The organism is Citrobacter sp. Cpo032, assembly GCF_030332975.1.
In the GTDB taxonomy this organism is placed as follows: domain Bacteria; phylum Pseudomonadota; class Gammaproteobacteria; order Enterobacterales; family Enterobacteriaceae; genus Citrobacter; species Citrobacter portucalensis.
Genome location: NZ_JAOWGU010000051.1, coordinates 73,869 through 98,609 on the forward strand (window position 1 = coordinate 73,869; position 24,741 = coordinate 98,609).

A 24,741-nucleotide genomic window follows, 5' to 3' on the forward strand; every position below is an offset into this window, starting at 1 on the left:
TTGATGGACATCACGAAAATACTCAATACAAATCGCGTTATTTTGGACATGAAGGCTACAAGCAAAACGGAGGCTATTGAGGAACTGACGGATATTCTGCAAAAAGATGGAGCAATTAGCTGTCGCGAAACGTTTATTCAGGATGTCTGGCAACGTGAGTCAGAAGGCTCGACCGGCTTCGAAAACCATATTGCGATCCCGCACGGGAAATCCTCGGCGGTGGTCAATACCACGCTGGCGATTGGGCGTACCCGCGAGGATATTCCCTGGGAAACCCTGGATGGCAGCAATGTACGGTGCATTATTCTGTTTGCCGTACGTCTTGAAGATCAAAACACCACCCATATTCGTCTGCTTTCGCAGGTTGCTGGCGCGTTGGCAGATGACGACATTATTGAACAACTATTAGTTGAAAGTAGTCCACAAAAAATTATTGAGCTTTTTAGCCAATATGCTGAATCCAATGTCTGCTAAATAAAATGTGGAGCATGTTATGAATATTGTTTGTGTTGCCGCCTGTACGGCGGGTATTGCGCACACCTATATTGCCCGTGAGAAGTTAATTAAAGGTGCCAAAGCGCTTGGTCATAATATAAGAGTTGAAACCCAGGGCACCATTGGCACAGAAAACGAACTGCTGACAGAGGATATTTCTGCGGCTGATGTCGTAATTCTTGCTGTCGATGTAAAAATAAAAGGGGAGGAGCGATTTTCAAACAAACGCATTGTGCGAGTAAAAACTGAAATCGTCATAAAATCGCCCATTCAGTTTCTTGAAAAGGTCGAAAAATCATTAGTTAATAATAACCAGTAGCGATCCTCATTCTGGAGGGGTTTCACATGAGTGAAAATAAAATTCCGCTATCTCAGGAAATAAAAAAACATTTATTAACGGGAATTTCGTGGATGATCCCGTTAATTGTCGCCGCCGGGATCTGTATTGCTCTCGGGCAAATACTTGGCGGCACTAACGTCGGTGAAAAAACAGGAACCATTCCCTGGATGCTCAACCAGATTGGCGGCTGGGGGATGGGGTTAATCGTACCGCTGATTAGTGCGGCGATTGCGTACTCCATTGCTGACCGTCCGGGATTCGCGCCGGGCCTGATTGTCGGCTTCGTCTGCGGAGAAATTCATACCGGTTTTATCGGCGGGATGCTGGGCGGATTTCTGGTCGGTTATACCGTCCTGCTGCTCAAGCGCTATATCCGTTTGCCGCAGTCGATGCAGGGGTTGATGCCCATCATGGTGCTGCCGGTACTGAGTACCGTTATCGGCGGCCTGTTGATGATGACGCTAATCGGCAAGCCGATTGCCTGGCTGCAGGACGCGTTGATTCATCTGCTGGAGTCCATGCAGGGCGGATCCCGCTTTCTGATGGGCGCTATCCTCGGTGCGATGGCGACATTCGACTTCGGTGGGCCGGTGAATAAAACCATGTCGCTGTTTGCTGACGGCATGCTGGTCAGCGGCGTGTACGGTCCGGAAGCGGTGAAGTTTGTCGGTTCGATGATCCCTCCATTTGGCATTACGCTCTCTTTCCTGCTGACGCGACACAAGTACACCCGTGCGGAACGTGAGGCGCTGAAGGCCGCATTCCCGATGGGGATCTGCATGATTACCGAAGGGGTTATTCCGATTGCGGCGCGCGACCTGCTACGCGTAGTGGGCTCCTGCGTGGTGGCCTCGGCTATTGCGGGTGGCCTGATTATGGTGTGGGGTGTCGAAAGCCCGGTACCGCACGGCGGCATGTTTGTGGTTCCGCTCTTTACGCATCCGCTGCTGTTTTGCCTGGCGCTGGGGATCGGTACGGTGATTTGCGGCGTCATGCTGTCGCTGTGGAAGAAACCGGTAACCGAGCGTGATGAAGAGTTTGACGAACTCAGCGATCAAAAGCTGAAAGACGAAGAAATCACTTTCACCCTGGAATAACCGGAGGCCGTATGTTTGCCGATATGAAAAGCATGGTGACCAAAGCCTGGCGCGAGCAGTACGCGCTGCTGGCCATCAACTGTATGAACCTGGAAAGCGCCCGCGCAGCGGTGCGAGTGGCGGAGGAACACCGTGCGCCCATCATTCTGAATTTGTATCAGGGGCATCTGGAGCATTTTCCAGCCCCGATAGCGGCGGCGGTGGTCAAAACGCTGGCAGAGGAAGCCTCGGTACCGGTCGCGCTGGCGCTGGATCATGGAAAGGATCCTGTACGCATTCACCAGGCTTTTCGCGCCGGATTCAGCGGCTTAATGATCGACGCCTCCGCCTTTGCGCTGGAGGAGAACATCCGCCAGACCCGGGCGGTGGTTGAGCTTGCAGCCAGCTTTTCTCTGTGCGTGGAAGGCGAGCTGGGTCATTTGGCCGATGCTCCGTGCTATGACCACGCCGCTAACGCTGATTTGATGACCCAGGCCGCCGACGTGGAACCCTTCATCCAACAGACCGGGATCAATTTGCTGGCGGTGTCGGTGGGTACGGCACACGGCATGTACGCGCCGGGTATCACTCCTGCTATTGATTTCCAGCGGCTGGAGGAAATAGCCCGGTTATCAACGGTGCCGCTGGCGCTTCATGGTGGCAGCGGGACGCCGTTTGACCAGCTACAGCGCTGCCCGATGTTTGGTGTCGCCAAGATAAACGTTGGTGCGGCGGTTTTCGAAGCCGGAAAGGCTGCGCTACTGCATACCCTGTGTCGCGACACATCCGGTGAACTCGTTGATGCCCTGGCCCTGATGGAACAGGCCTGCGAGGAAGCCATTATTCCGTACCTGCAGGCCAGCGGCGCTATCGGCAAAGCCTGATTCATTTTCTGTAACGCCTTCTATGCCTCTGCGATGACGCACTGGCAGGGCTTTCTACACCCTGAAACTGGAGAATTAACATGTTAGTTTCGATGAAAGAATTACTGCAACCTACCCGTCAGCACGGTTTTGCCATCGGCGCATTCAACGTGGCGGACAGCTGCTTTGTACGCGCAGTAGTGGAAGAAGCGGAGGCGACCAATACCCCGGCGATTATCTCCATTCACCCCAGCGAACATGATTTTGTCGGCGATGCGTTTTTTAGCTACGTCCGTGATATCACCATGCGTAGCCCGGTTCCCTTTACTCTGCATCTGGACCACGGCGCTTCGGTTGAGCATGTCCTGCGGGCGATTCAGTGTGGGTTTACCTCGGTGATGATTGATGGCTCGCTGCTGCCATATGAAGAGAACGTGGCGCTGACCCGCGAAGTGGTCAAATTGGCGCATGCGGTAGGTGTTTCGGTGGAAGGGGAGTTGGGAACGATTGGCCAGACCGGGACATCAGTGGAAGGCGGCGTGTCGAAGGTTACTTATACCGATCCTGCTCAGGCAGAGGATTTTATCGCCCGAACCGGTGCAGACACGCTGGCGGTGGCGATTGGAACCGCGCACGGGATCTACCCGAAAGGGATGCAGCCTGAGCTGCAAATGAACATCCTGCGCGACATCGCCGGGCGTGTGGATATTCCGCTGGTGCTGCACGGTGGTTCCGCGAACCCGGATGCGGAAATTGCCGAATCCGTGACGTTGGGCGTTGGCAAAATCAACATTTCCAGCGATATGAAATACGCCTACTTCCAGAAAGTCCGTGAAATCCTGGCGAAAGAAACCTGGTGGGACCCGAACGTAATCTATCCGGAAGCCATTAGCGCCGCGCGGGACGTGATCCGCCACAAAATGAAACTGTTCGGTTCAACTGGCAAAGCATCACTTTACTAACGGCATGCAGGCGGGGCGACCCGCCTCTTTCGCAACAAGGAAAAGTGCAATGAAGCGTTCACACATTAATTATGCCGTCGATAAAGCGCATGCCATAGCTGAGACTTTTCGGGTCTGTCTGCCTGATTTCGCGTATTTTACGGTCGATGCCTGGCGGCAACAGGATCAAACTCTGTGGCGTGAAGTGCGTGATCTCCAGTTGGGCTGGGATATTACCGACTTCGGGCACGGAGATTTTGCGCAAACGGGGCTGACGTTACTAACGTTGCGCAATGGTCTGATGGGGTCAGCGGATTACCCCAAACCGTATGCCGAAAAGATGCTGCAAATTCAGCAGGATCAACAAACACCGTGGCATTTTCATCGCCATAAAATGGAAGATATCGTTAATCGCGGCGGCGGTGATTTATGTATGCAGCTGGCGTGGGTCACGCCTGATGATGAGTATGACGCCCGACGCGTTGTTGAGGTTAGCGTGGATGGTCAGCGGCGTACAGTTAACGCTGGCGAGACGCTGGTATTGAAACCGGGACAAGGAGTGTGCCTGCCACCGCGCTTGTATCATCGCTTTTGGGCGGAGAAGGCGTTCGTGCTGGGCTGGGAAATCTCGATGGTCAATGACGACCAGCATGACAACCACTTTCTGGAACCTGGCGGTCGCTTCCCGGTGATTGAAGAAGACGAGCCGGTGAAGTGGCTGCTGTGCAGTGAATATATTCGTTTATGAGCGTGAGTAGGCCCGGTAAGCGAAGCGCCACCGGGCAATAAATCATTGTGCAGGTGGTGGTGCAGTGACTTCACTCCCCGAAACCACGCCCGCCTGCATGGTTTGCGTTACCTGCTGTTTCTCCACGTTCACCGCATGCAGCTGACCGTTGACCGTTGGCTTGAGAGGCGCATCGGCCTGAATATTGCCGCTGGCAGTAAGCTGGATGTTGCCATCTCCGGAAAGCGGCAGTGCGGGCCAGCCCCACTGCTGCAGGATCGTCATTGGCACGCCGCGCCCGTTCAGGCTGACCTGCGTCTGGCGCTGAGGTAGCTGCGAAATGCTGGCGGTGGCCTCCAGCAGTCCTTTTTCCGTATAGGCGCTCAGTTCGCTGATATTGATGGTGCTGCTGTTTGCCGTTAGCGCCAGAGAAGGACGACGCACATCCGTACGGTTAAAGGTAGCGGCAGCGGCGTTGAGGGTGGCGCTACCGCTCCAGATCCCCCACTGATTGTTCTGTACCAGTCCGAGGTTAGCGCCGTAGCCGTCCAGCGCGGTGAGCTGCCACGGGAAATTCGGGTCGATATCAATCACCAGATTGCGGCTGGCGCTGAATTTCTTCAGCGTCAGGCTGTTTAGCCACGCTGGCAGGGGTTTCATCCACAGCTGCTTCCAGTTTTCCGGCAGCGTGTATTCCAGACCAGCAATAGCGGCATCGTCAAGGACCAGCGCTTTGTTGCTGCGCATCCAGTTTCCGGATGTTCTGACCATACCGCCTTCCCAGCGGGTGGTGAACTGGCGCAGCGCAATGCCCTGCGGTGAGAACTCGGCGTTCAGAATCGGATCGAAGAAGTGCAGAGAGCCGTAAATAAACTCGCTGGCGTTCATCGACAATTTTCCTTCCTGAGTTTGCCAGTCGTCCTTACTGAAGGTCATGTTGCGCAAGCTCAGATCGAGATCCGTCACCGCCCAGTCGGGGCCTTGCAGACGGGCATCCGTCACTTCCAGACGACCAATTTGCAGGGAAGGAATAGTGCTTAACGGGGCAAAAAAGTCGGCCAGCGATTTGTCGCTTTGCAGCCGGATATCGTTCAGGCGCAGATTCTCCACAACCCAACTTCCGTCTGCATTGCGTTGCGCTACGCCGGTTAATGCCCCACGCGCCACGTCAGCGCCAATATTGCTTAGCGTCACCCGGTCATGGTCGATGTTGCCTTCAATCAAGACGTTGGTAGTTGGAACATCGTTGAGCGTCAACGAACTGGCGCTGAGCTGAATTTGCGCTTTGCTCCCGAGAATTTTACCTGCCTCAGGGCTCCAGGGAATGACGCCGCCGTTAACGCGCTGGGCGCTGAGGTTCCACTCGCTGCCGGGGCTGTTAAGCGCCATATCCTGCAATTGCAGGCGATCGGCCTGGAACGGTAGCGGCGCGGTTTGCTGGGAAAGATTCAGTGTGCCGTTTTGCAACAAAATGGTGTCTACGTGCAGCGGGTCGGTGATTTGGCGGCTACTCAGCCCAATATCAACCATTTTAGCGACCAGCGTTGCGGGCTGACCATCCCGGCCAAAGGTGACGTTTTCCAGCAGAATATGGGAAGGGGAGGAAAACCGGTGATCGATGGCATCAAACGCCAGATGGTAGCTGCTGTTCTCCGAAACCCAGGCGCTGACGTGCTCTGCCCCCCAGCGGGTTTGCAGTAGAAAATAAAGGCCGAGAATCGCCACTGCAAGGGCGATCAGCACGTAAAGAAGCAGCTTTCCAATAAATTTCATGGTCTTCCATCCCGCGAAGTGCACATAGTCAAGTTATGCACGATTTAGGCGCAATGCTCAAGGCGGGAATGGTGAAAGAGCGTTACAGCGGCGTTGATTCAGAACCAACGCCGCATTTTGCTTATTGCTTTTCTGGCGGGAATACCAGATTCAGAACGATTGCGGTAATACCGCCAGCGGCGATACCGGAAGAGAGCAGGTTTTTCACCCAATCCGGGGCGAACTGGAGAATCAGCGGCTGCTGGGAAACACCCAGACCAACGGCCAGCGACAGCGCGATAATCAGAATCGCGCGGCGGTTCAACGGCTCGCGGGACACGATACGCACACCGGATGCTGCGATAGTACCGAACATCACCAGTGTTGCGCCGCCCAGTACCGGCTCAGGAATATGCTGTACAAAACCGCTGACTGCCGGGAACAGGCCCAGCGCGATTAACATCAGCGCCACCACAAAACCAACGTAGCGGCTGGCAACGCCTGTTAACTGAATAACCCCATTGTTCTGGCCAAAACAGGAGTTCGGGAAGGTGTTGAACACGGCGGAAACAAACGAGTTCAGACCGTTCGCCAGCACGCCGCCTTTCAGGCGCTTCATATACAGCGGACCCGAAACCGGCTGCTCGGAGACATCAGAGGTGGCCGTAATATCGCCGATGGTTTCCAGTGAGGTAATCATAAAGACCAGCATCAGCGGCAGCAGTAAACTCCAGTCGATTCCCAGGCCATAATACAGCGGCGTTGGCACCATCAGCAGGTCCTGGCTTACCGGTGCGGTATTTTGCGGCAGCATGTCCATAAACCAGGCCAGCAGATAGCCTGCCGCCATCGCAATCACCAATGACGCAACGCGCAGGTAAGGGTTGCGTTGACGGTTAAGCAGGATGATTAGCGCCAGCACCACGCCTGCCAACAGTAAATTCTTCGGCGCACCAAAGGTGTTGTCGCTCATTGCGGCATAGCCACCGCCAATCGATGTCAGACCTACCTGAATCAGCGACAGGCCGATAATCATCACCACCACCCCTGAGACCAGCGGAGTAATAATACGACGCGCCAGGTGCAGGACACGCGAGATAACCATCTCGGTGCAGCTTGCCAGCATCAGCGTACCGAACAGCGCCGCCATCATGGTTGGGACATCTGCGCCACCGGTTTTTAGCGCCGTACCGCCCATAATCAGTGGCGCAACAAAGTTAAAGCTGGTGCCCTGAATGGATAGCAGCCCTGAGCCTACTGGTCCCCAGGCTTTAATCTGAATGATAGAAGCCACGCCGGAGGCGAACAGCGACATACTGATAATGTGTTGAGTATCCTGAGCCGGTAAACCAAGCGCCTGGCAAATTAACAGAGCAGGGGTGATCACCGCGACGAACATGGCCAGCAGATGCTGGCAGGCGGCAAACAGGGTCTGGGCTAACGGGGGGCGATCTTCAAGACGGTAAATCAGTTCACTGTTGTGAGTCTGCGCAACCGGTTGCGCATTTGTTGACTCTACGGCGTTAACGGACATCAGAGGCAATCCCATGGTGGAAAAGCGGTGATTTTATCTGACCAGGGCAGAAAAGCAAACGTTTGCTAGCAGGTATTCTTAATATTTAAAACGGATAAACAAACATTTTTATATAACTTTTCATCATTTTCTGCTTAAAATCCACTCCGAAAACTCAATAAGAGCTAAAAATCGGTCTGGAATGCATCGTGCGTGATTGTGCTAAACGCACTAATGGAGCTGTAAATGTTTTATCTCGATACGTTATCAACGCTGGTTGCGGCAACCCTTGTGTTGCTGCTGGGACGTAAGCTCGTCCAGTCTGTTTCCTTCCTGAAAAAATACACCATTCCCGAACCCGTTGCAGGCGGATTGCTGGTGGCGATTGCGCTGCTGGTGCTGAAAAAAAGCATGGGTTGGGAAGTGAATTTCGATATGACCCTGCGCGACCCGTTGATGCTGGCCTTCTTCGCCACTATCGGTCTGAACGCCAATATCGCCAGTTTGCGTGCCGGTGGCCGCGTGGTGGGTATCTTTCTGATTGTGGTTGTTGGCCTGTTGCTGATGCAAAACGCCATCGGTATTGGTATGGCGACCCTGCTGGGTCTGGACCCGCTGATGGGTCTGATCGCTGGCTCGATCACCCTCTCTGGTGGACACGGAACCGGGGCCGCGTGGAGCAAGCTGTTTATTGAACGTTATGGCTTCACCAATGCAACTGAAGTGGCAATGGCTTGCGCAACGTTTGGTCTGGTGCTGGGCGGGCTGATTGGCGGCCCGGTGGCACGCTATCTGGTCAAACACTCCACCACGCCAGACGGTATGCCGGACGATCAGGCCGTGCCGACCGCATTTGAAAAGCCGGACGTTGGGCGCATGATCACTTCGCTGGTGCTGATTGAAACCATTGCTCTGATCGCTATCTGTCTGACGGTGGGTAAAATCGTTGCGCAAATGCTGGTTGGAACAGTGCTGGAATTGCCGACCTTCGTCTGCGTCCTGTTTGTTGGGGTGATCCTCAGTAACGGTCTGGCGCTACTGGGTTTTTATCGGGTGTTCGAACGTGCAGTTTCGGTGCTGGGTAACGTAAGTCTGTCGCTGTTTCTGGCGATGGCGCTGATGAGCCTGAAGCTGTGGGAACTGGCTTCACTGGCCTTGCCGATGCTGGCAATCCTGGTTGTGCAGACTATTTTCATGGCGCTGTACGCGATATTCGTCACCTGGCGCATGATGGGTAAGAACTACGATGCCGCCGTGCTGGCTGCCGGACACTGCGGTTTTGGTCTCGGCGCGACGCCGACGGCGATTGCCAACATGCAGGCGATTACCGAACGTTTTGGACCATCCCATATGGCGTTTCTGGTGGTGCCGATGGTGGGGGCGTTCTTTATCGATATCGTCAACGCGCTGGTGATTAAGCTGTATCTGCTGTTACCGATTTTCGCGCAATAACGGCTGTGCGGCGGGGTAACATCCGCCGCCGCTATGAATTAACTACGCGTTGGAGTAGCGTTCGGTTTCCGGCATCCAGCGCTCTATCAGTGCCACGGCCTGTTGCGGATAACGTTCGTGAATATGGCGGGCAATGCGCTGAACTTCCGGGATAATCGCCTGATCGCGCAGTAAATCTGCGACCTTGAATTCTGCTGTTCCGGTCTGGCGAGTACCTAACAGCTCGCCGGGGCCGCGAATCTCTAAATCTTTTTGCGCAATTACGAACCCGTCATTGCTGTCTCGCAGAACCTGCAGGCGTTTCTGCGCGGTTTTAGACAGCGGTGATTTGTAGAGCAGAACGCAGTGGGAAGCCACCGCGCCACGGCCTACGCGACCACGCAACTGGTGCAACTGGGCCAGACCTAAGCGTTCCGGGTTTTCAATTATCATCAGGCTGGCGTTTGGCACGTCCACGCCCACTTCAATCACCGTCGTGGCAACCAGCAGATGCAGTTCACCCTGCTTAAAGGCCGCCATTACAGACTGCTTCTCGGCGGGCTTCATGCGCCCGTGTACCAGGCCAATATTGAGTTCTGGCAGCGCCAGTTTAAGCTCTTCCCACGTCGCTTCTGCCGCCTGAGCTTCCAACAAGTCAGACTCTTCAATCAGCGTACAGACCCAGTATGCTTGACGTCCTTCGTGGGTACAGGCGTTGCGCACGCGATCAATAATATCGCTGCGGCGGGTATCCGGAATGGCGACCGTAGTGACCGGCGTACGCCCCGGAGGGAGTTCGTCAATGACCGACGTGTCGAGGTCAGCATAGGCCGTCATCGCCAGGGTACGTGGAATCGGCGTGGCGGTCATGATTAGCTGGTGTGGGTGGAAACCCTGCTGCTGACCTTTCTCCCACAGCGCCAGACGCTGATGTACGCCGAAGCGGTGCTGTTCGTCGATGATAACCAGCGCCAGCCCGTTGAACTGCACCTGTTCCTGGAAAATCGCGTGCGTGCCGACAATCATCTGCACCTGACCGCTGGCGATAGCTTCCTGTTGCGCCAGACGCGCTTTACCTTTCTGCTTGCCCGCCAGCCAGCCCACTTCAACGCCCAGTGGCGCGAACCAGTTGCGGAAGTTATTCGCATGCTGTTCAGCCAATAGTTCGGTAGGAGCCATTAGCGCAACCTGCTTACCATGTGCGATAGCCCGCAGCGCGGCCAGCGCGGCAACCAGCGTTTTACCGGAGCCGACATCACCCTGTACCAGGCGCATCATCGGCACATCCAGTGCCATATCGCGTTCAATCTCAGCGGTAACACGGGCCTGTGCGCCAGTAGGTTTGAACGGCAATGCTGCCAGCAGCTTATCTTTTAGCGCGTTGTTAGCACTTAACGGCTGGGCGTGAAAACGCTGTGCCCCGGCACGTAGTGCCAGCATGCTGAGATTATGCGCCAGCAGTTCTTCGAGAATCAGACGTCGCTGCGCCGGATGTTGTCCGGTTTCCAGATCGCTGAGTTGCAGCGAAGGTGGGGGGCGGTGCAATGTGCGCAGTGCTTCGGGTAGGCTCATCATGCCCTGTAACAGCTCTGGCGGCAGCAGTTCGGCAATGGCGCAGGTATCGAGCAGATCCAGTGCCTGATCGGTCAGCTTGCGCAGCGTGGCCTGCTTCACTCCTTCGGTGGTTGGATATACTGGTGTGAGTGTTTCCTGCAATTCTGGCGTGCTGAGATCGCCTTGTACGCGGTATTCCGGGTGAATCATCTCTGCGCCGTATTTCCCGCGTTTGGCTTCGCCGTAGGCCAGTACCCTACGCCCGGTAGCAAGGCTGTTTTTCATCGCTGCGCTGAAGTTGAAAAAGCGCATGGTGAGAATCCCCGAGCCATCGCTGATTTGACAGGTCATCATCCGGCGGCCGCCGAAGGTGATATTGCAGTTCAGCACTTCGCCTTCAACGGTGGCATAGACACCCGGCAGCAGTTCGCCAATTGGGTACAGATGGGTACGGTCTTCGTAACGCAAAGGGAGGTGGAGCAGGAGGTCCTGCACGGTGTGCAGGCCAATTTTAGCCAGTTTACTGCTTTGCGCTGCGCCAACGCCGGTCAGAGAGTTGAGTGGGATGGCATCCAGTAAACGGCCTTTCATCGCGTTTATCTCGCAGATTGCATAGTGGCCCACCACGTTGCATCGGCTTCAATTTCGCCCTGCGTGTTTACGTGAGGGTAGGGAAGACCTTTGCGCTTAGCGACATTCGCCAGCACCGGATAACCGCCTTCAAACAGTAAGCGCTGCTGCTCTTCTTGTGGCAGCATGCTGTTTTCTCGTCGGTACATCCCCGCGTTTTGCCGCTGGCGCTGTGCTTCGTACAGAATCAGCGCGGAGGCGACAGAAACGTTCAGTGACTGCACCATGCCAGTCATGGGAATGATGATGTCCTGATCAGCCAGATCCAATGCTTCCTGAGTGATGCCGGTTTTCTCCTGGCCCATCAGGATGCAGGTGGGGCGCGTGTAATCAATCTCGCGAAAATCCACGGCTTTATCTGACAGATGGGTTGCCAGGACCTGCATGCCCCGGCTTTTTAAATGTGTGACCGCATCGCCAATGGTAAGGTGAGTTTTCACCTGCACCCAACTGTTGCTGCCTGCGGCAGAAGAGGCCATGGTGCGCATACGGCTACCCGGCCAGACGGCGTGGACTTCATGCACGCCGACCGCATCTGCAGTACGAATAATCGCAGAAACGTTATGAGGTTTGTGAACCTGCTCCATGCAGACGGTCAGATCGGGCTGACGACGTGCGAGCATCTCGCGGATACGTGCATAGCGCTGTTCATTCATAAGACTAGTTTCGGTTACGGGTGACTTTTATCACGTCCGGCATGACGCGGATTTTGCGCATGATATTCGCCAGGTGCACACGATCGCGAGCGGTCAGGCGAATAAAGGCGCTATAAACGCGGCCATCTTTCTCTTCCGTATTCAAACTTTGAATATTGGAGGTGGTCGTGTTGATTGCCGCCGTCAGGTTCGCCAGAGCACCCTGGTGGTTAAACATATCCACCTTAATCTCGGTGATGAATTCCTGCTCCGTCTCTTTATCCCATTCCACCGCCATAAACTTCTCTGGCTCTTTCTGGTAGCCACGAATATTACGGCAGGACTCATGGTGGATCACCAGACCTTTACCCGGACTGACGTGGGCAATGATTGGATCGCCTGGAATTGGACGACAGCATTTCGCGAAAGTGATCAGCACGCCGTCTGCGCCTTTGATTGGCAGATGACCATGGCCAGATTGTGCTGGTACGTTCGCTGTTGCTTCGCCCTGCTGGAGGTTTTTCGCTACCACCACGCTCATGGCGTTACCCAGACCGATTTCTGCGAGCAGATCGTCAAGCGTGGCGAGCTTCATACGCTCAAGCTCACGCTGGATGCTCTCTGGCGGGATCTCAGCCAGTTTACGGCTACCGCCCAGGGCATGGTTGAGCAGTCGACGACCCAGACTGACGGAATCATCGCGCTTGAGGTTTTTCAACAGTTGGCGAATCTTGGCGCGCGCTTTCGAACTGACGACGAAGTTTAGCCACGCGGCATTCGGACGTGCGCCCGGCGCGGTGATAATCTCAACGGTCTGGCCGCTAAAGAGCGGTTGTGAAAGCGGGTAAGGCTGTCTGTCGACGCGCGCGCCGACGCAGGCGTGACCGATATCGGTATGCACAGCGTAGGCGAAGTCGACAGGCGTTGCACCAGCGGGCAGTTCGACAATGCGCCCTTCCGGTGTGAAAACATAAATCTCATCCGGGAAGAGATCAGATTTGACGCTTTCAATAAATTCAAACGAGCTACCGGCGCTCTGCTGCAGTTCCAGCAAGCTTTGCATCCAGCGCTGAGCGCGGATTTGCGCAGTGGTGCTGCTTTCGCCGCCGTGCTCTTTGTAAGCCCAGTGCGCTGCGACACCCATCTCTGCCATCTGGTCCATGTCTTCAGTACGAATCTGTACTTCAACCGGGACGCCATGAGGGCCGATCATTGAGGTGTGCAAAGACTGATATCCGTTCGCTTTCGGAATGGCGATATAGTCTTTCACGCGACCAGGGCGTGGTTTGTACAGGCTGTGCATCTGGCCGAGTACGCGATAGCAGGTATCGGAATCATGAACGATGACGCGAAATGCGTAGATATCCATGATGGAGTGAAAACGCTGCTCTTTGAGCACCATTTTGCAGTAAATAGAGTACAGGTGCTTCTCACGCCCGCTTACGCGACACGGAATACCTGCCTCCTGCAAACGCCCTTCGATTTCCGAGAGGATTTTTTGGATCATCTCTTTGCGGTTGCCGCGAGCGGCTTTAACCACTTCTTTAATCACGCGATAGCGGTTTGGGTACAGCGCTTCAAAACCCAGCTCTTCCAGCTCGGTTTTAATGTGATGAATACCTAAACGGTGTGCCAGCGGACTATAGATTTCGAGAGTTTCACGGGCGATGCGGCGACGCTTGTCCGGGCGTAATGAACCCAGCGTGCGCATGTTGTGGGTGCGGTCGGCAAGTTTGATGAGAATGACGCGGATATCCTGCACCATCGCCATAATCATCTTGCGAAAGTTTTCAGCTTGCGCCTCTTTCTTATCGCGAAACTTAAGCTTATCAAGCTTCGATACCCCTTCTACCAGCTCTGCAACGCTTTTACCAAAAAGCTGTTCCATGTCCTGATAGGTGGCTGGGGTATCTTCAATCACGTCATGCAGCAGCGCAGCCATCAGCGTTTCGTAGTCGAGTTTCATCTCGGCCAGAATGCAGGCTACCGCTACCGGGTGCGTGATATAGGGTTCACCGCTTGAACGTGTCTGGCCCTCGTGAGCGTCACGTGCAACGAGATACGCCTGCCGAAGACGCTTAATCTGGTCTTCCGGCAGGTAGTTTTGAATCAGTTGATTCAGGCTTTCAAACAGATACAAGGGCGACCCGCTTTGTGATTAACGACGACCTTCAGCAATAGCGGTAACGGCTTGTAATTCAGCGGCTTCCTGCTCTTGCTGTTCCTGGCGCTCACGCACGTCGAGGATCTGGTTGTTGATCAGACCTTCTTCGATTTCGCGCAGCGCGATAACGGTAGTTTTATCGTTTTCTTCTGGTACGAGCGGATCCTTTCCGCCTACCTGCATCTGACGAGCGCGACGCGCGGCGACCAGTACCAGGTCAAAACGGTTACCAATTTTCTCTACAGCGTCCTGAACAGTTACGCGTGCCATACTTAAAATGCTCCACAGGTGAAGAAATGACTGGGCATGATACTGAATGTGGGTTCAGTCTGCCAACAGTTTGCTGATTAAAGCGTCATGACGCTGCTTTTGGCGGCTCATGCGCAGACGTTCGGCGCGAATGATGGTTTTCAAATCGCCCAGGGCGGTATCGAAATCATCGTTCACAATAAGATAATCATATTCGGCGTAATGGCTCATTTCTGCAACAGCTTGCGCCATACGTTTCGCGATCACGTCTTCGCTATCCTGACCGCGGCCACGCAGGCGGCGGTCCAGCTCAATCTTAGACGGTGGCAAAATAAAAATACTGCGCGCATGCGGCATTTTTTCACGAATTTGCTGCGCACCTTGCCAGTCGATATCTAAAAAGACGTCTACGCCGGATGCTAATACTTGCTCAATGGTTTCACGCGAGGTGCCGTAGTAATTACCGAAAACCTCCGCGTGTTCCAGGAACGCGTCTCTGCCAATCATGGTTCTGAATTCATCATGGTTCACAAAGAAATAGTGTTCACCGTGCACTTCCCCCGGGCGCGGTGCGCGCGTGGTGTGCGAAACAGAAACCTGGGTGTCATACAACGGTTGGGTCTTTAATAAAGCCTGAATCAGGCTGGATTTACCCGCGCCACTGGGGGCAGAAACAATATAAAGCGTGCCTTGAGCCATGAGTATCTTAATGTATGTGATTGTCGAAAGAGAGCCTACATACGGGCTTATTATACACGTAGCCGCTATGTGACGTAGCCCTTGTCACACTTTTTGCGCATGTTTATTGCGTTTTGCGTACCAGTTTCCTGTTTTATCGATGATTTGCAGCAATACATGCAAATGTCCGGAAAGCTGTTCGCAGGATGAATTTTTGCCGCTCTGTTTCTATTTCACTTCGCGCTATACCTGCCGGGAAACGTATCGTTCAGCGGAGATAGCATGGGATTATGGAAATGCATAGGGCTGGTTTTACTGGTGTGGCATTTACCTGCGTGGGCGGTATGCCCCGTCTGGTCGCCTGCCAGGGCAAACGAGGAAATTTCACGACTACAGCAGCAGATTACACAGTGGAATGACAGTTACTGGAAACAAGGGGAAAGTGCCGTAGACGACGGCGTTTATGACCAGCTCAATGCGCAACTCATCCAGTGGCAGCGCTGTTTTGGCGATGAAGTCCCACCAGATCTGTCTGTGCCCCCAATAAGTGGCACTGTCTCGCATCCAGTTCCCCACACGGGCGTTCGAAAACTAGCTGATAAGCAAGCGCTACAGCAATGGATGCTCGCTCGCAGCGATCTCTGGGTGCAACCGAAGGTGGATGGCGTGGCGGTGACGTTAGTCTATCGCAATGGCAATCTGGTACGGGCGATTAGCCGTGGTAATGGCCTGAAAGGCGAAGACTGGACGCAAAAGGTTCTGCAGATCCCTTCTGTACCACATTCCACCAAGGGGAAACTCGCTAACAGTACGTTGCAGGGTGAGATATTTTTGCAGCAAGAGGGGCATATTCAGAAGCAGAGAGGGGGAATGAACGCCCGCTCGAAGGTTGCTGGATTAATGATGCGCCAGGGCAATCCGGAAATGTTACGCTCGCTGGCAATTTTTATCTGGGCCTGGCCTGATGGTCCGGTGGTCATGCCTGAAAGACTGGAGCAGCTCACGGCTGCCGGGTTCAGTTACACGCAACGCTATACTCAGGCCGTGAAGAATGCGGATGACGTCGAAAAGTCGCGCGCCAGGTGGTGGAGTTCAGCATTACCTTTTGTGACGGATGGTGTCGTGGTGCGAACGGCAAAAGAACCACGGGCACAGTATTGGCTACCCGGACAGGGGGACTGGCTGGCTGCGTGGAAATATCCTCCCGTGACGAGGGTATCTGAGGTAACGGGTATTCAGTTCTCCGTTGGTAAAAGCGGGAAAATTGCGGTGGTTGCATTGCTGACTCCCGTCATGCTGGATGATAAACGCGTACAGCGCGTCAATATTGGCTCCGTCCGACGCTGGAATGAATGGGATATCGCGCCTGGCGATCAGATTCTGGTGAGCCTGGCCGGACAAGGGATACCCCGTATAGACGAGGTGGTCTGGCGCAGCACTCAGCGTACTAAGCCAATACCCCCCGAGGGGCGCTTCAATTCACTAACCTGTTTTTATGCTACAGCGGAGTGCCAGGAACAGTTTGTTGCCAGACTGGTCTGGCTGGGCGGTAAAGAAGTGCTGGGGCTGGAGGGTATCGGCGAGGCAGGATGGCGTGACCTTCATCAGGCGTATCACTTTGAACATATCTTTTCCTGGCTCGGATTAACTCAGGAGCAGCTCCAGTCCACATTAGGCGTAAGCAAAGGGGAGAAGATGTGGCATCAGTTCAACCTGTCGCGCCATCTTCCGTTCACACGTTGGGTTATTGCCATGGGAATACCGTTAACACAGGCAACCCTGAATGCCAGTCGGGATGCTTCGTGGCAACAATTGCAGCACCGTGATGAGCAAAGCTGGCGGCAGCTCCCTTTAATGGGGGAACGCCGGGCACGACAGATCATTCAGTGGCTGGAGACCAGGGAGGTCATAGCGCTGAGCAACTGGCTGGCTGCTCAGCGGATCGCGGGCTTTATGCCTTAATGGCCTTCATGGCGATAGTAAAATACCGGTAGCCCTAACTTCAGGCGCAGCGCCAGCAGTCGGGCGGTAAAGCCGAAGAGCAGAGTAGAGATAACCACTACATCATGACTGGAGACATAATGCTGTAGCACGATGTACAACACAGCAGCGGCGAATGATACGCCAGCATACAGCTCTTTCTGGAACACTAACGGGATGCGTTTGCAGAACATGTCGCGTAATACGCCACCGAAGACGCCGGTCGTGACCGCAGCGACCACGGCGATAATCGGTCCATGACCCATATCCAGTGCCACCTGAGCACCGATAATAGAAAAGACCACCAGGCCCAGCGCATCCAGTACGAGGAATATTTTGCGCAGATAGGGCATGACGGGAGCAATAATGGTGGTGAGTACCGCAGCGGTCGCTACGATAATGACGTATTCAGGGTGCTTTACCCAGCCAAGCGGATAGTGGCCGAGAAGAATATCGCGTACCGATCCGCCGCCAATGGCCGTCGCGGTGGCAATGATGATGACGCCAAATGTATCCATACGACGACGCCCAGCAGCAAGCGCACCGGTCATGGCTTCGGCAGTAATACCAATTAAATATAAAACGTGTAACAGCATGTATTCCCCCTGATTTGCTGGGGGCTAAGGTTAACGATTTGTGCGCCTTGTCACGATTGAGATTTTCTAAGGTGAAGTGATTTTAATAACTACAGCTAATGCTGGTTTGGCGAAAATGCCATATGATATGCGATATCACGATATTAATGATGTTGATAAATGATGAGAAAATATAATGCGTAGTGAGAGGTTATAAACATGCTCATCGGAAAAAACGCGTAGCGCCGCCGTTTACTGGCGAGCCACGTATGATATTTCATCAAACTATCCCCCCGACCATAGGACAAGTTGACACTCCAGAAGCCATTAGGGACGTCATCCTGAGTAAACTCTGATATGCAGCGGCTTCTATTCTGAAAAATGGTTCCCCTCAGCTATCGCCTCTATGCGTGTAGGCGCATTTACAGCAAAATTTTCAGCATTAAGTGAGTCGGAGTGATAGACATGAGCGTAAGATAGTAACCCATTCCCGCTATTGCAGCCTGTCAGCAAAGAGGAAGCCCTCAGACGTTGGGATTATTATGGTCCAATCGGCTCTTTTAAAAACACCTCATTCCAACCGATTTTATTTCCCGATCCGATGAAATCAGCTTTAGCTCTTCCTGTAAAAGGTGTTTTACCCTCATTCATGAGAACAGTGATACCTTACAGTGACTTCAGTTCTGGTAACGTTAAAATAGTTTCCAGAGATGGAACGGTCGTTAACTGGTAAAAAAGGGAAACATATGAAACAGGCAGTCATAATAGTGCTGATGGTAATAGCTATATGCAGCTCTTATTTCTGGCCTAATATTAAAATGAGACTTGCAGGTAACGCACAATATTCAGAGTTTGATAAAGCCAAATATGATTATTACACTCCCCAAGTTTTAAAAAAAATGCCGAGAATATCCCAAGTGTATGACTTTAATTATACGAACATTTCTGGCCCTAAGGCTGATGTATGGAGTGTGACGTTCTATAATACCAAGGATACGTGGAAAATTAGTGAATATCTCTCAATGGCGGGCTATGAAAAACAGGAAAAATGCGATATAGAGGCAGAATGTTGGCGCCTCAGGGGATCTGATGAAGTACTGACAGTTGTGAATATGAACAGCAGCAACGCTGTTCGGGTTGATATTCTGAAGAGTCTTTATAACGACAAATATATGCCAGATAAATAATTACTCCAATTTTATATCAATCAGCACTTATTGGCGGTAGGGATAGCCCGCATTTAGCAGGCTATCCTGTGCTTTACGATAGCATAGGTATGGTACGCAAAATTACTCGATATTCTGAATCTGCTCGCGCATTTGCTCGATCAGAACCTTCAGTTCAATCGCGGAATTCGTCACTTCGGCATTGATAGACTTCGATGCCAGAGTGTTCGACTCACGGTTGAATTCCTGCATCATGAAGTCCAGACGACGGCCAACCGCCTCTTTTTTCTTCAGAATGTTGTAGGTTTCTTTGACGTGGGCTTCCAGACGATCTAATTCTTCTGCCACATCGATACGCTGCGCCATCAGCACCAGCTCTTGCTCAAGGCGGTTATTTTCCAGTTGCACCTGGGCGTCTTCCAGTTTGGCTACCAGACGCTCGCGCTGCCATTGCAGGATTTCTGGCATATGTGCACGCACTTTTGTGACTTCAGCACTGACGCCTTCCAAACGCTGCTCGATCAGCGCTTTCAGCGCCTGACCTTCGGTTTCACGCGCAACGATGAAGTCATCCAGCGTACCGTCAAGCGCGGCGAGGATTTCGGCGGCAATGGCGTCCAGATCCTGCTCCTGGGCAGCCATTACGCCAGGCCAGCGCAGGATATCAACTGGGTTGATTTCACCTTCATCGCTCTGCATTTTGACCCAGTTAGCAGCGCTAACGAGCTGTTTAGCGAGTTTTTCATTCAGAATCAGCTCGCCTTGCGCGCTGGCATCAGGCTCAAAACGCAGCGTACATTCGACTTTACCGCGCGTCAGACGCGTGCGAATACGTTCGCGAACAACGGGTTCGAGACTACGGAACTGCTCCGGCAGGCGAAAATAAGTTTCCAGATAACGCTGGTTTACCGAGCGCATTTCCCAGGTGGCGCTACCCCATTCACCCTTGATTTCACGCCGGGCGTAGGCGGTCATGCTGCGGATCATAGACGTTCCTGTTTTTAAAGATGAGATGGGAGGATTATAGCCATCCGCGTCTTGTCAGGATAGGAATAACAGTCGGAAGTCCGTATAATGCGCAGCCACATTCGTTTCAAGCCGGAGATTTTATCATGCGTCCAGCAGGTCGTAGTGCCAATCAGGTGCGTCCCGTCACCCTGACCCGTAATTATACAAAACACGCTGAAGGCTCCGTGCTGGTCGAATTTGGTGATACCAAAGTGCTGTGTACCGCTTCTATTGATGAAGGCGTCCCACGTTTTTTGAAAGGTCAGGGCCAGGGCTGGATCACCGCAGAATATGGCATGCTGCCACGCGCCACGCACACCCGTAACGCCCGTGAAGCGGCAAAAGGTAAGCAGGGTGGTCGTACCATGGAAATCCAGCGTCTGATCGCCCGCGCGCTGCGCGCTGCTGTTGATCTGAAAACGCTCGGCGAATTCACAATTACGCTGGATTGCGATGTTATTCAGGCCGATGGCGGTACGCGCACCGCATCAATTACCGGCGCATGCGTTGCGTTGGCTGATGCGCTGAACAAGCTGGTGGCGAGCGGTAAGCTGAAAACTAACCCGATGAAAGGGATGGTCGCCGCGGTTTCCGTGGGCATTGTGAACGGTGAAGCACTCTGTGACCTTGAGTACGTTGAAGACTCTGCTGCTGAAACCGACATGAACGTAGTGATGACTGAGGACGGTCGCATTATAGAGGTTCAGGGTACGGCGGAAGGCGAACCGTTCAGCCATGAAGAACTTCTCACCCTACTGGCATTGGCCCGAGGGGGAATCGAATCCATTGTAGCGACGCAGAAGGCGGCGTTAGAAAATTGATTTTAAAGGCGACTGATGAGTCGCCTTTTTTTTGTCTGTAATAAAGTGAGATGAGGAGCGAATCCATGAAACCGTATCAGCGCCAGTTTATTGAGTTTGCGCTTAGCAAGCAGGTACTAAAGTTTGGCGAATTTACGCTGAAATCCGGGCGCAAAAGCCCCTATTTCTTCAACGCCGGGCTGTTTAATACCGGGCGCGACCTGGCACTGTTAGGCCGTTTTTATGCCGAAGCGCTGGTGGATTCCGGTATTGAGTTCGATTTGCTGTTTGGCCCTGCCTACAAAGGTATTCCGATTGCGACCACAACGGCCGTTGCGCTGGCGGAACACCACGATAAAGATTTGCCGTACTGCTTTAACCGTAAAGAGGCGAAGACCCACGGTGAAGGCGGCAATCTGGTCGGTAGCGCACTAGAGGGACGTGTGATGCTGGTGGATGATGTTATCACCGCAGGTACGGCGATTCGTGAGTCGATGGAAATTATCCAGGCGAATGGCGCCACTCTGGCGGGGGTACTGATTTCTCTCGATCGTCAGGAACGCGGTCGCGGCGAGATTTCCGCGATTCAGGAAGTGGAACGTGATTATGGCTGCAAGGTGATTTCTATCATTACCCTGAAAGATCTGATTGCGTATCTGGAAGAGAAACCAGAGATGGCGGAGCATCTGGTGGCAGTACGGGCCTATCGCGAAGCGTACGGCGTTTAAGAACTGCCGGATGGCGCTGTGCTTATCTGGCCTACGTAACCCCGTAGGCCAGATAAGACGAAATCGCTACTGCAATTGAGCGGCGACCAACGGCCAGCGGGTGTCAAAATCATCCGTTGGGCGGTATTTAAATTCGCTACGTACAAACCGGGACAGCATACCTTCGCAGAAAGCCAGTAACTGGCTGGCCAGCAGCGTTTCATCCACGGTGTAGCCTTCACCTTCACGCATTCTTTTTTCTCGCAGAACCTGGCGCAACTGCGCTTCAATGCGCTCAAAAAGTTGGTTAATGCGACCTTGCAGACGGTCTTGCTCGAACATCAACGCGTGTCCGGTCAGAATTCGTGTCAGGCCTGGATTACGCTCACCAAACCCTAAAATCAGCAGAACGATCAGACGCAGACGCGCGTTGGTGTCTTTTTCATCTTTCAAAATCAGATTGATACGCGTAATCAGACTATCTTCGATAAACTCAATCAGGCTATCGAACATACGGGTCTTGCTGGGGAAATGGCGATACAATGCCGCTTCGGATACGCCAACTGAGGCTGCCAGCTTTGCTGTGGTGATGCGTTGGCTACCATCGCTGGACTCAAGCATCAGTGCCAGAGACTGAAGTATTTCTTCGCGACGATTCCTTTTCGCAGTTTGCTTTTCTACCATGTTACAAAATACCCCTGAAAATAAGCTCTTGCCAGGCAGGCATCCACACAGCGACCGCAAACTGTTGTTTGCGGTGTGTTATTGCGTTATTACGCTATGGGATGCTTTTCTGCGGGTTACTTGCGCCCGGAATGGCCGAAGCCACCTTCGCCACGATCGGTGGCTTCAAACTCTTCCACCAGATTAAATTCAGCCTGCACGACCGGTACAAATACCATCTGCGCGATACGTTCGCCCGGCTCAATAGTGAAGCTGTCCTGACCACGGTTCCAGACAGACACCATCAGTTGGCCCTGGTAGTCGGAATCAATCAAACCAACCAGATTGCCCAGCACGATACCGTGCTTATGGCCCAGCCCGGAGCGCGGGAGCATTACCGCTGCCAGAGAAGGATCGGCAATGTGGATAGCTAACCCGGTTGGCACCAGCGTTGTTGCGCCCGGCGCCAGCTCTACGGCGTCATCAAGACAAGCACGCAGGTCAAGTCCGGCAGAACCAGAAGTGGCGTACGTCGGGAGCGGAAATTGTTGCCCTACGCGCGGGTCCAGAATCTTAACGTCGATTTTTTTCATCATAACGGGTCACGATCTCGTCGAGTAATAATTGGCCCAGGAGTTCTTTACGCTCAAGCGGTAAGACTTTGTCTCCATCCTGCCAAAAAAGGTGTAATGCGTTGCTATCGCTGTTAAACCCTTGAGTTGACAGCGAAACGTCGTTCGCACAGATCACATCAAGGTTTTTGCGGATGCGTTTTTGCCGGGCATATTCTTCCACATTATTTGTTTCGGCGGCAAACCCAACGACAAAAGGACGGTTAGCATCCAGTGCGGCAACACCGGCGATAATGTCCGGGTTTTTGACCATTTTTACTGTTAATTCATCACCCTGCGTCGCTTGTTTTTTTATTTTTTCGTGGGCGACAGTTTCAGCGCGATAATCAGCGACTGCAGCGCAACCGATAAAAATATGCTGTTGTTGAACCGCAGATTGCACAGCGGCTTCCATTTCCAGCGCGGTCATCACATCAACCCGCTGAACAAATGGTGGTGTGGATAACGAAACCGGACCCGATACCAGTGTGACGTTTGCACCGCGCTTTGCGGCAGCGGCCGCGATCGCAAACCCCATCTTCCCGGAACTGTGGTTGGAAATATAACGCACGGGATCAAGCGGTTCACGCGTCGGGCCCGCCGTAATCATGATGTTGAGATGTTGCAGATCGTTGACAGGTGAAAAATGTTCTGCCGCCATATCCACAATCGTTAACGGATCCAGCATACGTCCAGGGCCGATATCACCACATGCCTGACTACCGCTGTCAGGACCCCAAATGAGCAAACCGCGTGAGGCAAGAATACCCAGATTGTGCTGGGTCGCGGCAGCGCGATACATCTGCTGGTTCATGGCTGGCAGTACAGCAACAGGAGCAGGCGTTGCCAGACAAATCGTTGACACCAGGTCGTTGGCCATACCTGCGGCGACACGAGCAATCAGGTCTGCTGTAGCGGGTGCCAGGATGACCAAATCGGCCCATTTTCCCAGCTCAATGTGGCCCATCGCGGCTTCGGCTGCGGGGTCAAGCAGGCTGTCGGAAACGGGATAACCTGAAACCGCCTGTAAACTCAGGGGAGTAATAAATGCTTTTGCCGCTTCGGTCATCGCCACGCGGACGTCAGCGCCGCGTTCCCGTAAACGACGCACCAACTCAGGGGTCTTGTACGCAGCAATACCACCACTGACGCCAAGTACGATTTTTTTACCGGCCAGGCTCATCATGATCTTTCCTGTTGGGTTTCACCAGAAGGCGGATATTTTATCACAATCCGCAATTTGTCGTGCTTTTGACCGTACTCCACTTTGCGAGGCGCTACGAAGAAGTGAAAACAGCACGTCGATTCACCGTCGGTGTTATGCCACTATGCGGACGCGAGAGGAGGGAGAAGCATGGAAAATACAGGAAGTATGATGCCCCGGGAAAAGCTGTTGGCGCAGGGGGCCAGTTCTCTGACCGATGTTGAGCTTTTGGCTCTTTTTTTACGTACCGGCATGCAGGGTAAAGATGTGCTTACGCTGGCGAAAGAGATGCTTCAGCATTTTGAGTCGCTGTATGGTCTGCTGTCTGCTGATTACATGGATTTTAGCTATGTTCAGGGAATCGGTATCGCGAAGTACGCACAGTTGAAGGGGATTGCGGAGCTGGCAAGACGCTACTACAACGTGCGAATGATAGAGGAGCGTGCTCTACTTAGTCCGGAAATGGCGCGTGAATTTCTGCAAAGCCAGCTTTCGCAAGAGGAACGCGAGATCTTTCTGGTGATCTTTATGGATTCTCAACATCGCGTGATTAAACACAGCAAACTTTTTTCCGGTACGCTTAGCCATGTCGAGGTGCATCCGAGAGAAATTGTCCGTGAAGCGATAAAAATGAATGCTTCTGCGGTGATCCTTGCGCATAATCACCCTTCGGGGTGTGCAGAGCCGAGTAAAGCAGATAAACTCATCACTGAGCGTGTTGTGAAATGCTGTCAGTTCATGGATATCCGGGTGCTTGATCATCTGGTCATTGGGCGCGGAGAGTACGTTTCTTTTGCGGAACGCGGTTGGATTTAACGCACTTTACGCGATCCATCGGGATCTTTGTCTGTTCGGGACTTGAGCACATCGCTGACTCAGCGTATACTACGCCACCTTTGAGAATCTCGGGTTTGGCATTTGGGCCTGGCAATCGAGAGTTCGCAAATACGCAAAATCATTCTTGTTGCGTCCAATGACG

24 protein-coding genes and 1 pseudogene are annotated in these 24,741 nt (G+C 53.3%); 13 read left to right on the forward strand and 12 right to left on the reverse strand.

Going from position 1 to position 24,741, the window contains the following annotated elements; genetic code table 11:
* Positions 1 to 3: 3 nt before the first annotated feature.
* The 6 genes from OGY33_RS21775 (at position 4) to OGY33_RS21800 (ending at position 4,463) form a co-directional block, all read left to right on the forward strand.
* Entirely contained in the window at positions 4 to 474 is a 471-nt protein-coding gene (locus OGY33_RS21775; RefSeq protein ID WP_128316420.1) for a PTS sugar transporter subunit IIA, read from the forward strand.
* Between the two features lie 19 nt (positions 475 to 493).
* A complete protein-coding gene (locus OGY33_RS21780; protein WP_003844521.1) occupies positions 494 to 814 on the forward strand; it encodes a PTS fructose transporter subunit IIB in 321 nt (106 codons plus the stop codon).
* 26 nt (positions 815 to 840) lie between these two features.
* On the forward strand, positions 841 to 1,932 hold the full coding sequence (locus OGY33_RS21785) for a PTS fructose transporter subunit IIC (protein ID WP_003827232.1): 1,092 nt from the start codon (positions 841 to 843) through the stop codon (positions 1,930 to 1,932).
* 11 nt (positions 1,933 to 1,943) lie between these two features.
* The gene (locus OGY33_RS21790; RefSeq protein ID WP_191238007.1) at positions 1,944 to 2,795 is read left to right on the forward strand and encodes a class II fructose-bisphosphate aldolase; all 852 of its coding nucleotides are present in this window, start codon (positions 1,944 to 1,946) and stop codon (positions 2,793 to 2,795) included.
* An 80-nt stretch (positions 2,796 to 2,875) separates the two neighbouring features.
* Positions 2,876 to 3,736 (forward strand): ketose-bisphosphate aldolase, encoded by an 861-nt coding sequence (locus OGY33_RS21795; protein WP_003827236.1) that lies wholly within the window; start codon positions 2,876 to 2,878, stop codon positions 3,734 to 3,736.
* Positions 3,737 to 3,785: 49 nt separating this feature from the next.
* Positions 3,786 to 4,463: a D-lyxose/D-mannose family sugar isomerase gene (locus OGY33_RS21800; RefSeq protein WP_103014667.1), complete on the forward strand. Its 678-nt coding sequence runs from the start codon at positions 3,786 to 3,788 to the stop codon at positions 4,461 to 4,463.
* Positions 4,464 to 4,505: 42 nt separating this feature from the next.
* Here the strand turns inward: OGY33_RS21800 and OGY33_RS21805 are convergent, their stop codons facing one another.
* A complete protein-coding gene (locus OGY33_RS21805) occupies positions 4,506 to 6,215 on the reverse strand; it encodes an AsmA family protein (protein WP_275260084.1) in 1,710 nt (569 codons plus the stop codon).
* Between the two features lie 121 nt (positions 6,216 to 6,336).
* A complete protein-coding gene (xanP, locus tag OGY33_RS21810) occupies positions 6,337 to 7,728 on the reverse strand; it encodes a xanthine/proton symporter XanP (protein ID WP_003024026.1) in 1,392 nt (463 codons plus the stop codon).
* 225 nt (positions 7,729 to 7,953) lie between these two features.
* Between xanP and gltS the strand changes: the two genes are divergently transcribed.
* Positions 7,954 to 9,159, forward strand: a complete 1,206-nt coding sequence (gltS, locus tag OGY33_RS21815; RefSeq protein WP_003024029.1) for a sodium/glutamate symporter — start codon at positions 7,954 to 7,956, stop codon at positions 9,157 to 9,159.
* Positions 9,160 to 9,201: 42 nt separating this feature from the next.
* On the opposite strand, the gene recG is transcribed toward gltS, so the two are convergent.
* From recG to gmk, 5 genes are read right to left on the reverse strand one after another with little or no spacing between them, the layout of a single operon-like run.
* Positions 9,202 to 11,283: an ATP-dependent DNA helicase RecG gene (gene recG, locus OGY33_RS21820; protein ID WP_133087150.1), complete on the reverse strand. Its 2,082-nt coding sequence runs from the start codon at positions 11,281 to 11,283 to the stop codon at positions 9,202 to 9,204.
* 5 nt (positions 11,284 to 11,288) lie between these two features.
* On the reverse strand, positions 11,289 to 11,978 hold the full coding sequence (gene trmH, locus OGY33_RS21825) for a tRNA (guanosine(18)-2'-O)-methyltransferase TrmH (RefSeq protein ID WP_032945382.1): 690 nt from the start codon (positions 11,976 to 11,978) through the stop codon (positions 11,289 to 11,291).
* Between the two features lie 4 nt (positions 11,979 to 11,982).
* Positions 11,983 to 14,097, reverse strand: a complete 2,115-nt coding sequence (gene spoT / locus OGY33_RS21830) for a bifunctional GTP diphosphokinase/guanosine-3',5'-bis pyrophosphate 3'-pyrophosphohydrolase (protein ID WP_003024038.1) — start codon at positions 14,095 to 14,097, stop codon at positions 11,983 to 11,985.
* An 18-nt stretch (positions 14,098 to 14,115) separates the two neighbouring features.
* Positions 14,116 to 14,391 carry a DNA-directed RNA polymerase subunit omega gene (gene rpoZ, locus OGY33_RS21835; protein ID WP_000135058.1) on the reverse strand — a complete coding sequence of 92 codons (276 nt, stop codon included), beginning with the start codon at positions 14,389 to 14,391 and terminating at the stop codon, positions 14,116 to 14,118.
* Positions 14,392 to 14,445: 54 nt separating this feature from the next.
* Positions 14,446 to 15,069 (reverse strand): guanylate kinase, encoded by a 624-nt coding sequence (gene gmk, locus OGY33_RS21840; protein ID WP_003024042.1) that lies wholly within the window; start codon positions 15,067 to 15,069, stop codon positions 14,446 to 14,448.
* Positions 15,070 to 15,330: 261 nt separating this feature from the next.
* Between gmk and ligB the strand changes: the two genes are divergently transcribed.
* A complete protein-coding gene (gene ligB / locus OGY33_RS21845) occupies positions 15,331 to 17,010 on the forward strand; it encodes an NAD-dependent DNA ligase LigB (RefSeq protein WP_191238009.1) in 1,680 nt (559 codons plus the stop codon).
* Here ligB and OGY33_RS21850 read toward each other — a convergent pair.
* Positions 17,007 to 17,624 carry a trimeric intracellular cation channel family protein gene (locus OGY33_RS21850; protein ID WP_003024049.1) on the reverse strand — a complete coding sequence of 206 codons (618 nt, stop codon included), beginning with the start codon at positions 17,622 to 17,624 and terminating at the stop codon, positions 17,007 to 17,009. The two genes, ligB and OGY33_RS21850, sit on opposite strands and share 4 nt — an antisense overlap.
* A 460-nt stretch (positions 17,625 to 18,084) precedes the next feature.
* Here OGY33_RS21850 and OGY33_RS21855 point away from each other — a divergent pair.
* Positions 18,085 to 18,336 (forward strand): annotated as a pseudogene (locus OGY33_RS21855) (hypothetical protein); the annotation flags it as partial.
* 13 nt (positions 18,337 to 18,349) lie between these two features.
* Positions 18,350 to 18,790 (forward strand): hypothetical protein, encoded by a 441-nt coding sequence (locus OGY33_RS21860; protein ID WP_149607897.1) that lies wholly within the window; start codon positions 18,350 to 18,352, stop codon positions 18,788 to 18,790.
* A gap of 102 nt (positions 18,791 to 18,892) precedes the next feature.
* Here the strand turns inward: OGY33_RS21860 and OGY33_RS21865 are convergent, their stop codons facing one another.
* Positions 18,893 to 19,756 carry a YicC/YloC family endoribonuclease gene (locus OGY33_RS21865; protein ID WP_003024052.1) on the reverse strand — a complete coding sequence of 288 codons (864 nt, stop codon included), beginning with the start codon at positions 19,754 to 19,756 and terminating at the stop codon, positions 18,893 to 18,895.
* A gap of 125 nt (positions 19,757 to 19,881) precedes the next feature.
* On the opposite strand from OGY33_RS21865, the gene rph reads away from it, so the two are divergent.
* Positions 19,882 to 20,598 carry a ribonuclease PH gene (gene rph, locus OGY33_RS21870; RefSeq protein ID WP_003024054.1) on the forward strand — a complete coding sequence of 239 codons (717 nt, stop codon included), beginning with the start codon at positions 19,882 to 19,884 and terminating at the stop codon, positions 20,596 to 20,598.
* A gap of 65 nt (positions 20,599 to 20,663) precedes the next feature.
* Positions 20,664 to 21,305 (forward strand): orotate phosphoribosyltransferase, encoded by a 642-nt coding sequence (gene pyrE / locus OGY33_RS21875; RefSeq protein ID WP_003837602.1) that lies wholly within the window; start codon positions 20,664 to 20,666, stop codon positions 21,303 to 21,305.
* A 66-nt stretch (positions 21,306 to 21,371) separates the two neighbouring features.
* On the opposite strand, the gene slmA is transcribed toward pyrE, so the two are convergent.
* The 3 genes from slmA to coaBC all read right to left on the reverse strand — a co-directional run bounded on the left by slmA (position 21,372) and on the right by coaBC (position 23,741).
* Positions 21,372 to 21,968, reverse strand: coding sequence for a nucleoid occlusion factor SlmA (gene slmA / locus OGY33_RS21880; RefSeq protein ID WP_003827257.1), 597 nt, complete (start codon positions 21,966 to 21,968; stop codon positions 21,372 to 21,374).
* A gap of 116 nt (positions 21,969 to 22,084) precedes the next feature.
* Complete coding sequence (gene dut, locus OGY33_RS21885; RefSeq protein WP_003827259.1) at positions 22,085 to 22,543, reverse strand: dUTP diphosphatase; 459 nt, start codon at positions 22,541 to 22,543, stop codon at positions 22,085 to 22,087.
* Positions 22,521 to 23,741, reverse strand: coding sequence for a bifunctional phosphopantothenoylcysteine decarboxylase/phosphopantothenate--cysteine ligase CoaBC (gene coaBC, locus OGY33_RS21890; protein ID WP_095533115.1), 1,221 nt, complete (start codon positions 23,739 to 23,741; stop codon positions 22,521 to 22,523). Before coaBC ends, dut begins: the two co-directional genes overlap by 23 nt.
* Before the next feature lie 171 nt (positions 23,742 to 23,912).
* Between coaBC and radC the strand changes: the two genes are divergently transcribed.
* On the forward strand, positions 23,913 to 24,578 hold the full coding sequence (gene radC, locus OGY33_RS21895; protein ID WP_048227329.1) for a RadC family protein: 666 nt from the start codon (positions 23,913 to 23,915) through the stop codon (positions 24,576 to 24,578).
* Positions 24,579 to 24,741: the final 163 nt, after the last annotated feature.